Origin of the sequence: Enterococcus sp. DIV1537a (assembly GCF_051712085.1) — a bacterium.
GTDB classification, from domain to species: Bacteria; Bacillota; Bacilli; order Lactobacillales; family Enterococcaceae; genus Enterococcus; species Enterococcus faecalis.
Genome location: NZ_JBIOOE010000001.1, coordinates 2,175,360 through 2,189,372 on the forward strand (window position 1 = coordinate 2,175,360; position 14,013 = coordinate 2,189,372).

Genomic DNA, 14,013 nt, shown 5'->3' on the forward strand with positions numbered 1-14,013 from the left:
AGAAATTTTTCAATTTCGCTAACTTTTTGTTAAAAAAATAAGACCGTGGTTCAAAAATCACTTTGGATTTTTGCTACACGCTCAAAAACTGATAAACGGCGGGAACAGAAGCAACTCCTTCGGAAATAAGCCGAAATTCTCCAAAAATTAAAGAACAATTTTCGGAAATTCCTTCTTATTTCTCGGAGTTAAACGCTTCTGTCCCGACCTCCCATCATGAATTACTATTTTTTTGCTTCGCCTTTTAGGCTACTTCTTCTGAAAACTGACTGTTATATAAGTCAGCATAAAAACCATTTTTCGCCATTAATTCATCGTGGGTTCCTGTTTCCACAATTGAACCTTCTGCCATAACGATAATCGTATCGGCATCACGAATAGTCGACAAGCGATGAGCAACTACAAAGCTAGTCCGATTTTCCAATAAACGATTCATTGCTGCTTGAATCAGTATTTCTGTTCGAGTGTCCACACTTGAGGTGGCTTCATCCAAAATTAAAACGTCTGGATTTGCTAAGAATGCTCGAGCAATTGTAATTAATTGTCGTTGACCTTGAGAAATATTGCTGGCTTCTTCATTTAAAATCGTTTGATAGCCTTCTGGTAATTTTCTGACAAAATCATCCACATGGGCTGCTTTCGCCGCACGGATCACTTCTTCTTCGCTCGCTTGGTCATTACCATAATGAATATTGTCATAGATACTTCCAGTGAACAACCAAGTATCTTGAAGAACCATTGAAAAGTGTGCTCGCAACTCTTCGCGAGACAAATCGCGCGTATCTACGCCATCATATTTGATGCTGCCGCTACTAATATCATAGAAGCGTTCCAATAAGTTAATTAGGGTCGTTTTCCCAGCACCTGTTGGGCCCACGATTGCTACCATTTCCCCAGGTTTAACATTTAAATTGAAATCTTTCATTAATAATTTCTCTGGTGAATAGCCAAAAGCAACATGTTCAAAAGAAACACGATAAGGACTATCTGTTTCCACTGGTACGCCAGAAGGTTCATCCACCATTTCTTCTTCATCTAATACTTCAAAGACACGTTCTGCCGAAGCCACCGTAGCTTGGATTGTATTCATTAAATTAGCGATTTGAGTAATCGGTTGTGAAAATTGATTGGTATATTGAAGAAATGCTTGGACATCCCCTAAATCCATCATACCATTCGCTACTTTTACGCCACCAAGGACTGCAACAAACACATAGCCTAGATTTTTGATAAAGTTCATTAAAGGCATAATGATCGCTGAAATAAATTGTGCTTTGCGACCAGCATGATATAATTTTTCATTTTCTTTTTCAAATACTTCTTGATCACTTTCTTCGTGGTTGAAACTTTTTACTACTACGTGACCACCGTAGGTTTCTTCGACTTGGTTATTCAATAATCCTAAGCTTTTTTGTTGAGCCGCAAAATGTTTTTGCGAGCGAGGCGCCACAACCATCACAACAATTAAACTTAATGGCACTGTTGCTAAGGCAATTAGTGTTAACTGCCAGCTAATGGTCAGCATCATCCAAAGTACACCCACAAATGTCACGATACTGGTAATTAATTGGGTTAAGTTTTGTTGTAAAGTACTCGCAATATTATCCATGTCGTTAATTGCCCGCGACATGATGTCCCCATTACTATGAGTATCATAATAGGAAATTGGAACTTTGTTCATTTTCGCTTCTAATTCTTGACGTAATTCATAAACTGTTCGCTGTGAAACACGTGTCATAATTACTTGCTGCAAGAAATTAAAGACAGCAGAAATAAGGTACATGGCAATAACAATTAATAAAATTTGACCGATTTTGTCAAAATCAATTGGAAAAGATGTTATTTTTAAGCCTTGTTTCATTTCAGCAGCGCCTTTCATGACGCCTTTAAAAATTTCAGTTGTTGCCTGTCCTAATACTTTTGGTGTTTGAATTTGGAAAACGACGGCTGCGATTGCTAACACTAAGACAGCAATAATTGACAGCATTCGTTTAGACATGTACCGAAATAAACGTTTCACTGTTTTCCAGAAATTTTTTGGTTTTGGCCCTTTTGCGCCAATGTTGCGTCCTGGTCCACCGCCCATTGGTCCGCCTTTTGGTCGACTACTCATGCAAGGTCCTCCTCTCTCAATTGAGAATGTACAATTTCTTGATACGTTTGGTTATTCGCTAATAACTCTTCATGCGTTCCTTTACCAACTAATTTTCCTTCGTCTAATACTAAAATTGTCGATGCTTCCATAACCGTACTTACACGTTGGGCCACTAAAACGACAATTGCATCCGTCATCTGCTCTTTTAAGGCTTTTCTTAAATTAGCATCTGTTTTGAAATCCAATGCAGAAAAGGAATCATCAAAAACATAGACATCTGCTGGTTTTACTAAAGCACGAGCAATAGCCAACCGCTGGCGTTGTCCGCCAGAAAAATTACCGCCGCCTTGTTCGACATGACTATCCAAACCTTCTGCCAATTCTGAAACAAACGCCTTCGCCTGCGCAATTTCTAAAGCTTGCCAAATTTCTTCATCGGTCGCATTTGGGGCGCCGTATTGCATATTTTCACGAATCGTTCCTGTAAATAAAACAGCCTTTTGCGGTACAAAGCCAATCATTTCTCGTAAATTATGCTGTGACGTATCTTTAATGTTTTTACCATTTAGCAAAATCTTGCCAGATTCAACATCATAAAAGCGTGGTAAAAGATTAACCAGCGTTGTTTTCCCAGAACCAGTCCCACCAATAATCGCGACCGTCTCCCCAGATTTTGCTGAAAAATCTATATCTTCCAGTGCTAAGTTTTCAGCATGCTGGTAACGATAATTAACATGTTCAAACGCCAATGTTGCTTTGTCGCCTTTTAGAGAGAGTAGTTCTGGATTGGGTACATCTTTGATTTCTGAATCAGTATTTAGCACCTCATTAATCCGATCAGCAGAAGCTTGCGCCCGCGGTACCATGACAAAAATCATGGATAGCATCATGAAACTCATCAGAATTTGCATGGCATAAGTCATAAAGGCGATTAAGTTCCCTACTTCTAGTTGCATTTCCGCAATATAATGACCGCCAAACCAGGTGATTGCAATATTGGTACCACTCATAATGAGTGTCATTAAAGGAATCATCAAAGCGACAATCGTATTCACTTTAATCGCCGTTTGTGTATAATCCTTATTGGCTTCATCAAAACGTTGTTCTTCATAGTTTGCTTTGCCAAAGGCCCGAATTACACGAACCCCTGTCAGTCCTTCACGAAAAACTAAATTTAAACGGTCGGTTTTCTTTTGCATGCTCTTAAATAACGGAACCGCTAAAAACATGATACCGCCCACTAAAACAGCCATAATTGGTAAAACATATAGAAAAATTTTCGTTAATTGTGGGTCCTTGTTATACGCCATAAAACTTGCACCAATTAACGTTAAAGGTGCGTTAATCATTAAACGTAAAAACATTTGCATAACCATTTGAATCTGATTGACATCATTGGTTGTTCGTGTAATTAGCGAAGCTGTCCCAAATTTGTCAAATTCATTATTAGAAAAATTTTCAACTTTTCGATAAATATCAGTCCGTAATTTTTTACCTAAACTTTGTGATTCTTTGGTGGCAAAAAAGGTATTTCCAATAGAAGCGACAATGCTAATCAAAGAAAAGCCTAACATGACAACTCCTGTACTCCAAATATAGTTAATATCTCCTTTAGCGACACCGTCATTAATGATATTAGATGTTAATGTGGGCAGATATAAATCTGCGATAATTTGCACGATCATAAATAAAACCGCTGCAAAGACCGACCATAACGACATCCGTTTGACTAGTTTAATCAACTAACTTCTCCTCCTTTTTGCTACTTATAAGCGCCATTTTTCAACCAATTTAATTTCATTTTTAATTGTTTGACTGCTTCAGTTGAATCATAGGCGGTATTTTCTCTTTGTTGACGATACCCATCAACAATTGTTGAGAAAACGGCATGCATCGCCGTCTGCATGAACCATGTGAATTCTTTTGGCGTTTCAATGGTTAATTTCGAACGATCAATTATTTGATAAAGATGTTCTGCATAGGCAGCATGGCCTTTTCTTCCTCTATGCTTATGACAGTGCTGTTTCCTATTTTTTTCCTCTTCTCCAGTCGCTAAATTATCCGTCACCCGACGTGAAGCACGATAATCCATGTTGACAAATAAATTCCGATAGAAAGAAGCATTCTCTCCAGTTAGCACTTCGACAATCATTTTGGAGAAATAGACATCCATGGCTTCGATTAAATCACCATTTTCCGCAATAATTTGTTTCTCTAAATCTCGTTCACTATTTTTTCTTAATGTCGCAAAGTAATAAAAATACAAATCTTCTTTGTTCTCAAAATATTGATAAAAGCTACCGCGAGGAATTTCCGCTAATTTAACAATATTTGCAATTGACGCTTCTTGTAAAGAATGGCGCGAAAATTCAATTTGCGCAGCATCTAATAAGCGTTGTTGCTTTTCTTCTGGCAAATGAAAAAACGTATTCGTAGGCATATTTGTGTTCCTCCCTTTTATGACACATTGTCATATGACACCATGTCATTATAGCACTCTCTATTCAGAATGCAAGTTTTTTACAAAAAAAATCAAGCACCTAGCAAGACAAAATTGATGTTAGATTCTGTCTCACCAGTTGCTTGATTAATAATAGTGTTTGATGCATTCTTGTAACAAGCCAGCGACCTCTTTTATAGGTCCATTGGCATCTATTCGTTGATAATTAGGATATTGTTCCAATTGGTTTTTGATAAGAATTTCTTGATCATAAAGGTTTAAACGTTCTTCAATAATTTTAGGATCAGATTCTCGTTGTTTTAAACGTTGATAAATGTTTTCTTTTGAAACGTCAAAAAAAACTGGAATGACGGACTCGCCGAAACGCTCAAAGACCGCTTGAAAGCCTGGAAAAGTTAACGCATTATAGGCTGGATGCTCTTTCGTTGTTTCAACGATGGCAGCTACACCGACACCGTAATAGTTTCCATGGTAAAAATCATACTCCACTAACTGATTGGTTTCAATCAAGGTTTGAAAACTTGCTTTTGTTTCAAAATAGTAATCCACACCATCCACTTCATCCAACCGTTTTTTCCTCGTAGTATGCGAGATAACTTTATAGTTTTTCGGAAAAACCTTACTTGTAATTGCGGTCTTGCCAGAACCACTAGGACCCATAATAACAAAAAATGGATGTTGTAATTGCTTAATCATTAGAAACGCTCCTCTCAGTTGTTTCTATTATAACGTATTGTGCACTATTTTGAAAAATTGACAAAAAAGAGCTTGGGCCAAAAATCACTTTAGATTTTTGGCCCAAGCTTAAAAATTAATAGACGGCGGGAACAGAAGCAACAACCTGCTACGCTTATCTTGTTTTGTTTAATTACAATAACTAGTCTAAGTTTTGTCCATTAGTTTCGATAACTTGTTTGTACCAATTAAACGATTTTTTTTCATAACGGTTTTTAGTACCATTTCCTTCATCGTCTAAATCAACGTAAATAAACCCATACCGTTTACTCATTTCACCTGTGGAAGCACTGACTAAATCAATACAGCCCCACGGCGTATAGCCCATTAAATCGACGCCATCTGCAACTGCTTCTGCCATTGCTTCAATATGACGACGTAAATAATCAATCCGATAGTCGTCTGCCACATAGAAATTTTCGTCTACTTTATCAATTGCACCTAAGCCGTTTTCCACAATAAATAAAGGTTTTTGATAACGATTATATAATTCATTTAGGGCAATTCGTAAGCCTTCGGGATCAATTTGCCAACCCCATTCACTTGCTTCTAAGAAGGGATTTTTAACGCCGCCTAAAAGATTCCCATTTGCTGTATCGTTGGTAGTACCAGTAACATCGACAGCAGTCGACATATAATAACTAAAGCCAATGTAATCCACTGGGTATTCTTTTAATAATTCTAAATCGCCTTCTTCAATGACTAAGTCTTTCACAGCATATTTTTGATATATGCGTTCTGCGTATGCTGGATATTCACCACGAACTTGAACATCTGTACAATAATAATTAAACTCTTGGTTTTCAATCATTGTAGCAACTTGATTGACTGGATTCGAATCAATGCCATACGTTGTTGCGTAAATAATCATACATCCAATTTGTAATTCTGGATTTAATTCATGGCCAATTTTTACAGCTTTACTACTTGCAACAAATTGATTATGCCAGGCTTGGAAAATATTTTGATAATCATTGGCCCCATTGCTTTTCACCAATCCTTGACTAAGTGCTGGGAAATGAAAAGCTGAATTAATTTCATTGAATGTCATCCAATAGTTAACTTTTTGGTGGTAACGTGTTAAAACAGTTTCCGCAAAACGTTCATAAAAGTCAACTAATTGACGATTTTTCCACCCGCCGTATTCTTTCGCTAAATGCAGTGGCATTTCATAATGAGAAATCGTAATTACTGGTTCAATGTTATAGTTTAAGCATTCATCGATAACCGCATCATAAAATTTCAAGCCGGCTTCATTCGGTTGTGTTTCATCTCCTTGTGGAAAAATACGCGACCACGCAATTGAAAAGCGATAACATTTGAAGCCCATTTTAGCAAACAACGCAATGTCCTCTTTAAAGCGATCATAGTGATCAATTCCTGTATGATTAGGGTAGCGATATTTCGTTTCGTCAATCGTCCAATCAAACGCTTCATCTCCTAAAATAGCGAAACGTTGTTTTCCTCCCGGCATCGCATCTGCCACAGATAACCCTTTACCATCGGCTAAGTAAGCCCCTTCTAATTGATTGGCTGCGGTCGCACCGCCCCATAAAAATCCTTTTGGAAATTTTGTCGTTGTTGTCATACTTGTTCCTCCTCCAATTGTCTTTTATTTAATAATGGCTAAAAAGTCTTCACCATGTAACACGTCTGTTTGGTTCATATCCAAAACATCTAAATAATCATTCGTATTCGTTACCACAATCGGTGTAACTACTGGATAACCAGCTTCTTTAATGGCAGCAATATCAAAAGTAACCAGCAAATCTCCTTTTTTAACAGAATCACCTTGTTTCACTGATAATTCAAAGCCTTTACCATCTAATTCGACCGTATCCATGCCAATATGCATTAATAATTCAACGCCCTCTGTTGTCGTCAAGCCAACAGCATGTCCTGTCGGAAATAATGTGGTGATTTCACCATCTGCGGGTGCATATAGTTTGCCTTCAGTCGGCTCAATTGCAACACCTTTTCCTAAAGCACCTGAAGCAAAAACAGGGTCTTGTACTTTTTCTAGCGGTAAAATTTCACCTTGAAGTGGACTTGCTAAAATAATTTTGTCTTCTTGATTCGTTTTTACAGGTGCCACCATCTTATCAGTTGCTGTTTTTTCAGTTGCTGTTTCTGGATTAGGTTGATCTTCAAAACGTAAGACAAACGTTAAGACAAACGCAATGATAAAGGCAATACCGGCACCAATTGCACCAGTAATCATCGGTGCAGTATCTTTTGTCTCTGCAGGAATAAACCCAGGTAAGCTCAACATACTAACCAAGCCAAACGTAAAGTTTTTCACGTGATTCATAGCCACAAATGCACCACCGATACCGCCACCAATACAAGCTGCAATAAATGGTTTTTTCAATGGTAAAGTCACGCCATATACAGTTGGTTCAGTAATTCCAAAAATAGTTGTAATGCTTGAAGACAAAGCCAAACCTTTTAGTTTCACATTTTTTGTTAGGAAAAAGACAGCTAAAGCAGCCCCGCCTTGTGCAATAACGGCTGGTAATAACATTGGTACCATCGTATCGCCACCTTGTGTTAAGTTTAACATCATAATTGGTACAAAGCCCCAATGCATACCAAACATTACCAAGACTTGCCACAACGAACCCATTAATAACCCTGCGATAATTGGACTAAAAACATAAATTGCGTTGTATCCTTGTCCCAACCAATCGCCGATGACCGTCCCGATAGGACCAATAGCTAAGAAGGTAACAGGTGCCATAATAAGGAAAACAGCTAACGGAACGCAGATAATTTGTAGAAAACTCGGAATTACTTTTTTGAAGAAACGTTCCACATAACTTTGTGCAAAAACAGCCAAAATAATTGGTAAAACCGAAGAAGTATAGCCACTTGGCCCAATAATCACTGGAAGACCAGCAAAGCTAATTGTTTTGCCTGCTAAAGCAGTAATGCTGGGATGAACTAAGGCCATCGCCAAAGCAACCGCTAAAAAGGGATTAGTATTGAATTTTTTAGCAGCCGTAAACGCTAACATAATTGGTAAGAAAGTAAATAAACCATCTGCAATCGAAAAGAGAACAAGATATACGCCTGAAGTGTCAGCTAACCAGCCCATAGTTACAGCCAATGTTAAGAAGCCTTTTAGAACCCCAGCGCCGGCCATTGCACCTAAAAACGGTGTAAAAATAGAAGAAATAATATCAATTAAACGGTTAAAGATATTTCCGCCACTTTCTTTTTCTCTATTATCAGAATCATTACCTAGTCCACTGTTGGCCATCAAATCCTTATAGACATCACTAACGTGACTGCCAATAACCACTTGATATTGTCCTGCACTTTGAACTACCTGAATAACATCTGGGTCAGCATTCAATGCAGCTGTATCTGCTTTATTTTCATCTTTTAATTTAAAACGTAAGCGTGTAGCACAGTGAACAACACTATTAACGTTGCCTTCGCCCCCAACAGCTTTTAACACACGTGCTGCAATTTCTTGATTTTTACTCATCTCTAGATCCTCATTTCCATTAATTTTTAATATCAAAAAAACCTACATTGAAAAAGAGCCAGATCCTTCTCTTCACAGCTGCGCAGTCTGCGAAAATCGTTATCGGTTTTTTCAATCTAGGTTTTGCCTGCATTATCAGTAACAATCCGCGATTATTGGTTGTTATGCTTTTTTATCATTGACCACTCTTTGGATATGAATGGTTAAATAAATCATTTCCGCTTGATCAATTGGTCGATCATAGCTTTTTAATAAATACTCATTAATACGTTGGACCGCTTGAAACGCCTTAGGATACTTTCCTTGGACCAATGCAAAAAGAAATTCGTCCTCCTCATCATGCGCTTCTTGTTTTAAATAACGTTGCGCAAAATATTGAAGATGTGTAACAATTCGTTGATAGTTCAATGAATCTTCATCAAACACCTGTCCAAAGTAGCGACTAATAATCGTTAAAATATCACGAACCATCTTGGTTGCTTCCATGGTAACTTCCATATTGCCATTTCCTTGTTCAGCATTCACAATATGAAAAGCAATGAAGCCCGCTTCATTTTCTGAAAATTGAACCCCTAGCTTTTCAGCAATAATCGCTAATGCTTGCTTTGCGATTTCAAATTCTTTAGGATAAAATTTGCGTGTTTCGAATACAAGAGGATTCGGAATATCAATTCCTTCTTTGGCTCGAAGTAACGCATAGTGAATATGATCCGTTAAAGTTAAATAAATATTTGATGAAAGCTCAATCGCTAGCGTTGTTTCTGCTAAATCAACGATTTGTTTAACGACTTCTACTTCTTTGGTGGGGACGTCTTCAAACAGCTGCTGGAATTGCCCTGCCATAGCGGAGTCCTTTAACACGAATTCCTTTTCAACATAATCTGGATTGATCGTGTCTCCAATCTTCTTTTGAAAGGCTAAGCCGCGTCCCATATAAACAATTTCTTCGCCTTGCTCATTTCTTGAAAGCACGACATTATTATTTAAAACTTTTTCAATCCTCATGATGAATGCAACCTCACTTTTTTATAAAAAAAGCCCAGAATCCCTCCACTGATTGTGTTAATGGAAGACTCTGGTTTTGCCTGCAAAGCAGTAACAATCCTTATTTACAAAGTAATAATAGCATGCTTTTTTTTAATATGCAAGCCTTTCCAAAAAAATATTTTTATTTATTTTTTACTCAGTTGATCCATTTTAAAAAAAGTTTACTAAAAGTAAAAAAAAGACTTGCTTTCTCTTACTTTTTATTAGTAAAATAGAGATGTTGAATTTTTAAACTATTTATTTTAAGGAGATTACACAATGTCAAAATTATTAGTTGTTAAAGCACATCCATTAACAAAAGAAGAATCACGCTCAGTTCGTGCGTTAGAAACATTTTTAGCTTCATACCGCGAAACAAATCCATCAGACGAAATCGAAATTTTAGATGTTTATGCACCAGAAACAAACATGCCGGAAATCGATGAAGAATTATTATCTGCTTGGGGTGCACTTCGCGCTGGTGCAGCATTTGAAACATTAAGCGAAAACCAACAACAAAAAGTGGCTCGTTTTAATGAATTAACTGATCAATTTTTATCTGCAGACAAAGTAGTAATTGCTAATCCAATGTGGAACTTAAACGTACCAACACGCTTAAAAGCTTGGGTAGATACAATCAACGTTGCTGGAAAAACATTCCAATATACTGCAGAAGGACCAAAACCTCTAACAAGTGGCAAAAAAGCCTTACACATCCAATCAAATGGCGGCTTCTACGAAGGAAAAGATTTTGCTTCTCAATACATTAAAGCGATTCTAAACTTTATTGGTGTTGATCAAGTCGACGGATTATTCATCGAAGGAATCGATCATTTCCCTGATCGTGCGGAAGAACTTTTAAATACTGCTATGACCAAAGCAACTGAATACGGTAAAACATTCTAAATTTTCCGAGTGATTTACATCAAAAAGAGACAAGCAGTTCATTCACTGCTTGTCTCTTTTGTTACGTAGATTCTTGTTGATCTGGCTTATCTTCATCATACAAACCAGAAACAATTTGGTACCACTCAAAAATGTGTGTAATTATCACCTTAGCTGCGGCATAAACAGGAATTCCTAAAATTACCCCGACAATCCCAAATAGTTTACCAGACGTTAATAAAACAACCAAAATGGTGACTGGATGAATGGATAACTGACTGCCTAGGACAAGTGGTGAAATAAACCGACCTTCGACCGTTTGCTCAATGGCAAAAACAATCAAGACTTTAATTAACAAAGCTGGCCCACTGACAATTCCTAAAAAGACTGCTGGAATCATGGCTAAAAATGACCCTAAATAAGGGATTAAATTTAAAAAGCCTGCTGCAATACCTAAAGTGACTGCATAATCTAAGCCAATGACAGAAAAACCAATCATAAACATAATTGCCACTGCGAAAGCGACAGTTAACTGTCCTCTAATATAAGAAGAGACTTGATCATTGACTTCTGCAAGAACTTTTAAGGTTGGTTTACGCATCTTCACTGGTAAAAACTTCATTAAATATGGCGCTAAGTTTTTGCCATCTTTCAGTAAATAAAATAGAATAAAGGGCATCGTAATGATGGCGACAAAGATCGTAGCCACCGCCCCAAAGAAATTACCAATTCCTTGTACTGTGAACGTTGAGACGTTTTTAATGATGGTACCTAACGAACTGACAACTTTATCGCCTGCCGCTTCAAGTTGTTCTCTAAATTGCGCGAAAAGTGGATCACTTAATATTTCCTGCGATTTTTGATCAATTGTATCAATATATTGAGGAAAATGATTTACAAAGCTGACAGATTGCTCACGAATTTTAGGAACGATTACAATACCACCCCAAATGAGTAGTGCCACAATTAAAATAAATAGGCCGATAATACTCCAGACACGTGAGATTTGTTTTTTCTCTAAATAATCGACAATCGGATTTAATAAATAATATAAAATCCCCGCCATAATTACTGGTAAGCCGACAACGCCGAAAAACTGCCAGACGGGCTTAAATAAATAAGAAACTTTCGTAAAAGTTAGAATAATTAACAGCACCAATAAGACAATCAGTAAGGCTGTTACTACTTGATTATTTAAAAACCAACGCCAAAACCAAGACAGGCGTTTATCAGTCGTTTGTTTTTTATCCATTGATTCACGCTCCATTTACTAAATAATCAATTGTTGTTCCAATAGTTATCTTTGGTAACTGATGGGGCGTTAAATAAACACCATTCCGGATAACATCATCCTCATCGGTTGGTGCATCAGCAAAGATTAAAGTGCTGTGAGCGATACTTTGCAAGTTACTATTGGCAAAAGAACCCACTTTTGTAATTGTATAGTTTGTATCGCCAATTTTCAGATGATCTCCTTCTGCCAAGGTAACTTGGTCTTTTTCTGGGAATGATTGAATAACTGCATGTTGCTTCAAGGTATCGGTAGCAGTTTCTCCAAAAAGAATAATCATTTTTTCTGAATCATCGATTGCATGTTTGCCTATTTCTGTTACGGTTGCTTGCATCTTCCATCCCACTCCTTCATTATCTTACTTCTATTATTATAGCATAGAATAAAATAGATATTCAGGAAAAAGAAAAGGCGGTGAACAATCGTCAATTGACTTTTGTTCACCGCCTTAAAATAAGTTTTTATTTAAAGAAGTTCATAATATGAGTCCAAATTTTTTCATCAAAGACATCCATTGGATTCCCATTTCCAATCAAACCATAACCAATCATTGTTCCCACAACAAATAAGATAATGACTAACGAAATGACCACTAGAATTTTCAATAATGTTACTAAAATATAACGAAATGAACTCATACGTTTGACTCCTTTAGATTACTGTCGTTGCTTGTTTTTCTTCAATTTTTTCATCATTGACGCGTTCAACGTTCGCGCCTAATTTTTGAAGTTTTTTATGGAACTCATAATAGCCACGATCTAAATATTTCAAATTAGAGACACGTGTAATGCCATTTGCACGTAACCCTACTAAAATCAATGCGGCAGCTGCCCGTAAATCAGTGGCTTCCACTGCTGCTCCTTGTAACTCGTTGCCACCATTAATAATCGCAATGTTGCCGTCAATTTTTAAGTCAGCGTTCATTCGACGCATTTCCTCTAAGTGTTGGTAACGATTTTCAAAGACTGTTTCTGTCACGATGCTTGTTCCTTCAGCAAACATTTGGATCGCTGTCATTTGTGCTTGCATGTCTGTTGGGAAACCAGGATGCGGCATTGTCTTAACATCTGTTGGTTTTAGATGTTTTGGTCCAATTACACGGATGCCGTTTTCTTCTTCTTCAATGATTGCACCCATTTCAGTTAATTTAGAAATTAGCGGACGATTATGTTCAGAAATTGCTTCTTCAATTAAAACATTGCCCTCAGTCATTGCTGCAGCTACCATGAACGTACCTGCTTCAATTCGATCTTGAACGATTGAATGCTCTACGGCATGTAATTTATCGACGCCTTCGATACGCATCGTTTCTGTCCCAGCACCGATAACATTGGCACCCATTTTGTTTAAAATGTTTGCTAAGTCAACGATTTCAGGTTCACGAGCAACGTTTTCAATGATGGTTGTTCCTTTCGCACGAACAGCAGCCATCATAATATTTTGCGTAGCGCCGACACTTGGGAAGTCTAAGTAAATAGTGTTACCGATTAGTTCATCCGCAATTGCTTCAATGTAACCATTTTTTTGGATGATTTTTGCACCTAATGCTTGGAAGCCTTTTAAGTGTAAGTCAATTGGTCGTTTGCCAATGGCACAGCCACCTGGCATTGCCACTTTGGCATGACCATTACGAGCCAATAAAGGTCCCATTACAACGATAGAAGCACGCATTTTACTAACGTACTCATAGTTTGCTTCGATCCCTAAAGGTTGTGTTGCGTCTATTGTTACTTCATTCGCGTCTTCATCAAAATCAATGGCTACATTCAAATGCTTAATTACTTGATTCATTGTAAATACATCAGATAAAATTGGTACATTTTTTAAAGTAGTAACGCCTTCTTCAGCTAAAAGAGTAGCTGCTAAAATTGGTAAAACAGCGTTTTTGGCGCCTTCAATTTTTACAGTTCCTTCTAATTTTGTATTACCACCATGAACAATAATTTGTTCCATTTTGTTCCCCCCAAAAAAATGAGAATAGGTATTCCTATTCAAAATCTTTACTATTATACCATTATTCAACTAAA

The 14,013-nt window shown here is 37.3% G+C and carries 12 protein-coding genes; 1 reads left to right on the forward strand and 11 read right to left on the reverse strand.

Annotation, left to right across the window (positions count from 1 at the left end):
* Window positions 1-244: 244 nt before the first annotated feature.
* From IGJ41_RS10695 to licT, 7 genes are all read right to left on the reverse strand, one after another.
* Window positions 245-2,113: an ABC transporter ATP-binding protein gene (locus tag IGJ41_RS10695; protein ID WP_002356577.1), complete on the reverse strand. Its 1,869-nt coding sequence runs from the start codon at window positions 2,111-2,113 to the stop codon at window positions 245-247.
* The gene (locus IGJ41_RS10700; RefSeq protein WP_002356575.1) at window positions 2,110-3,837 is read right to left on the reverse strand and encodes an ABC transporter ATP-binding protein; all 1,728 of its coding nucleotides are present in this window, start codon (window positions 3,835-3,837) and stop codon (window positions 2,110-2,112) included. Before IGJ41_RS10700 ends, IGJ41_RS10695 begins: the two co-directional genes overlap by 4 nt.
* A gap of 20 nt (window positions 3,838-3,857) precedes the next feature.
* Window positions 3,858-4,535 (reverse strand): TetR/AcrR family transcriptional regulator, encoded by a 678-nt coding sequence (locus IGJ41_RS10705; protein ID WP_002367146.1) that lies wholly within the window; start codon window positions 4,533-4,535, stop codon window positions 3,858-3,860.
* Between the two features lie 147 nt (window positions 4,536-4,682).
* Window positions 4,683-5,252 (reverse strand): guanylate kinase, encoded by a 570-nt coding sequence (locus tag IGJ41_RS10710; RefSeq protein WP_002367148.1) that lies wholly within the window; start codon window positions 5,250-5,252, stop codon window positions 4,683-4,685.
* 181 nt (window positions 5,253-5,433) lie between these two features.
* Window positions 5,434-6,879, reverse strand: coding sequence for a glycoside hydrolase family 1 protein (locus IGJ41_RS10715; protein ID WP_002400927.1), 1,446 nt, complete (start codon window positions 6,877-6,879; stop codon window positions 5,434-5,436).
* 24 nt (window positions 6,880-6,903) lie between these two features.
* Entirely contained in the window at window positions 6,904-8,784 is a 1,881-nt protein-coding gene (locus tag IGJ41_RS10720; RefSeq protein WP_202524654.1) for a beta-glucoside-specific PTS transporter subunit IIABC, read from the reverse strand.
* 162 nt (window positions 8,785-8,946) lie between these two features.
* Window positions 8,947-9,789, reverse strand: coding sequence for a BglG family transcription antiterminator LicT (gene licT / locus IGJ41_RS10725; protein WP_002359608.1), 843 nt, complete (start codon window positions 9,787-9,789; stop codon window positions 8,947-8,949).
* Window positions 9,790-10,089: 300 nt separating this feature from the next.
* Here licT and IGJ41_RS10730 point away from each other — a divergent pair, with 300 nt between their 5' ends.
* Entirely contained in the window at window positions 10,090-10,716 is a 627-nt protein-coding gene (locus IGJ41_RS10730; RefSeq protein WP_002367152.1) for an FMN-dependent NADH-azoreductase, read from the forward strand.
* Window positions 10,717-10,777: 61 nt separating this feature from the next.
* Here IGJ41_RS10730 and IGJ41_RS10735 read toward each other — a convergent pair whose 3' ends face one another.
* From IGJ41_RS10735 to murA, 4 genes are all read right to left on the reverse strand, one after another.
* On the reverse strand, window positions 10,778-11,947 hold the full coding sequence (locus tag IGJ41_RS10735; RefSeq protein ID WP_002381494.1) for an AI-2E family transporter: 1,170 nt from the start codon (window positions 11,945-11,947) through the stop codon (window positions 10,778-10,780).
* 4 nt (window positions 11,948-11,951) lie between these two features.
* Window positions 11,952-12,320: a PTS glucitol/sorbitol transporter subunit IIA gene (locus tag IGJ41_RS10740; protein ID WP_002356567.1), complete on the reverse strand. Its 369-nt coding sequence runs from the start codon at window positions 12,318-12,320 to the stop codon at window positions 11,952-11,954.
* Window positions 12,321-12,447: 127 nt separating this feature from the next.
* Window positions 12,448-12,624, reverse strand: coding sequence for a DNA-directed RNA polymerase subunit beta (locus IGJ41_RS10745; RefSeq protein ID WP_002356564.1), 177 nt, complete (start codon window positions 12,622-12,624; stop codon window positions 12,448-12,450).
* Between the two features lie 13 nt (window positions 12,625-12,637).
* Entirely contained in the window at window positions 12,638-13,939 is a 1,302-nt protein-coding gene (gene murA, locus IGJ41_RS10750; protein WP_002400933.1) for a UDP-N-acetylglucosamine 1-carboxyvinyltransferase, read from the reverse strand.
* Between the last annotated feature and the right edge of the window lie 74 nt (window positions 13,940-14,013).

Coding starts and splice junctions, on each gene's coding strand:
- IGJ41_RS10695 (WP_002356577.1), bottom strand. CDS start 2,113: ATGAGTAGTCGACCAAAAGGCGGACCAATGGGCGGTGGACCAGGACGC.
- IGJ41_RS10705 (WP_002367146.1), bottom strand. CDS start 4,535: ATGCCTACGAATACGTTTTTTCATTTGCCAGAAGAAAAGCAACAACGC.
- IGJ41_RS10710 (WP_002367148.1), bottom strand. CDS start 5,252: ATGATTAAGCAATTACAACATCCATTTTTTGTTATTATGGGTCCTAGT.
- IGJ41_RS10715 (WP_002400927.1), bottom strand. CDS start 6,879: ATGACAACAACGACAAAATTTCCAAAAGGATTTTTATGGGGCGGTGCG.
- IGJ41_RS10720 (WP_202524654.1), bottom strand. CDS start 8,784: ATGAGTAAAAATCAAGAAATTGCAGCACGTGTGTTAAAAGCTGTTGGG.
- licT (WP_002359608.1), bottom strand. CDS start 9,789: ATGAGGATTGAAAAAGTTTTAAATAATAATGTCGTGCTTTCAAGAAAT.
- IGJ41_RS10730 (WP_002367152.1), top strand. CDS start 10,090: ATGTCAAAATTATTAGTTGTTAAAGCACATCCATTAACAAAAGAAGAA.
- IGJ41_RS10735 (WP_002381494.1), bottom strand. CDS start 11,947: ATGGATAAAAAACAAACGACTGATAAACGCCTGTCTTGGTTTTGGCGT.
- IGJ41_RS10740 (WP_002356567.1), bottom strand. CDS start 12,320: ATGCAAGCAACCGTAACAGAAATAGGCAAACATGCAATCGATGATTCA.
- IGJ41_RS10745 (WP_002356564.1), bottom strand. CDS start 12,624: ATGAGTTCATTTCGTTATATTTTAGTAACATTATTGAAAATTCTAGTG.
- murA (WP_002400933.1), bottom strand. CDS start 13,939: ATGGAACAAATTATTGTTCATGGTGGTAATACAAAATTAGAAGGAACT.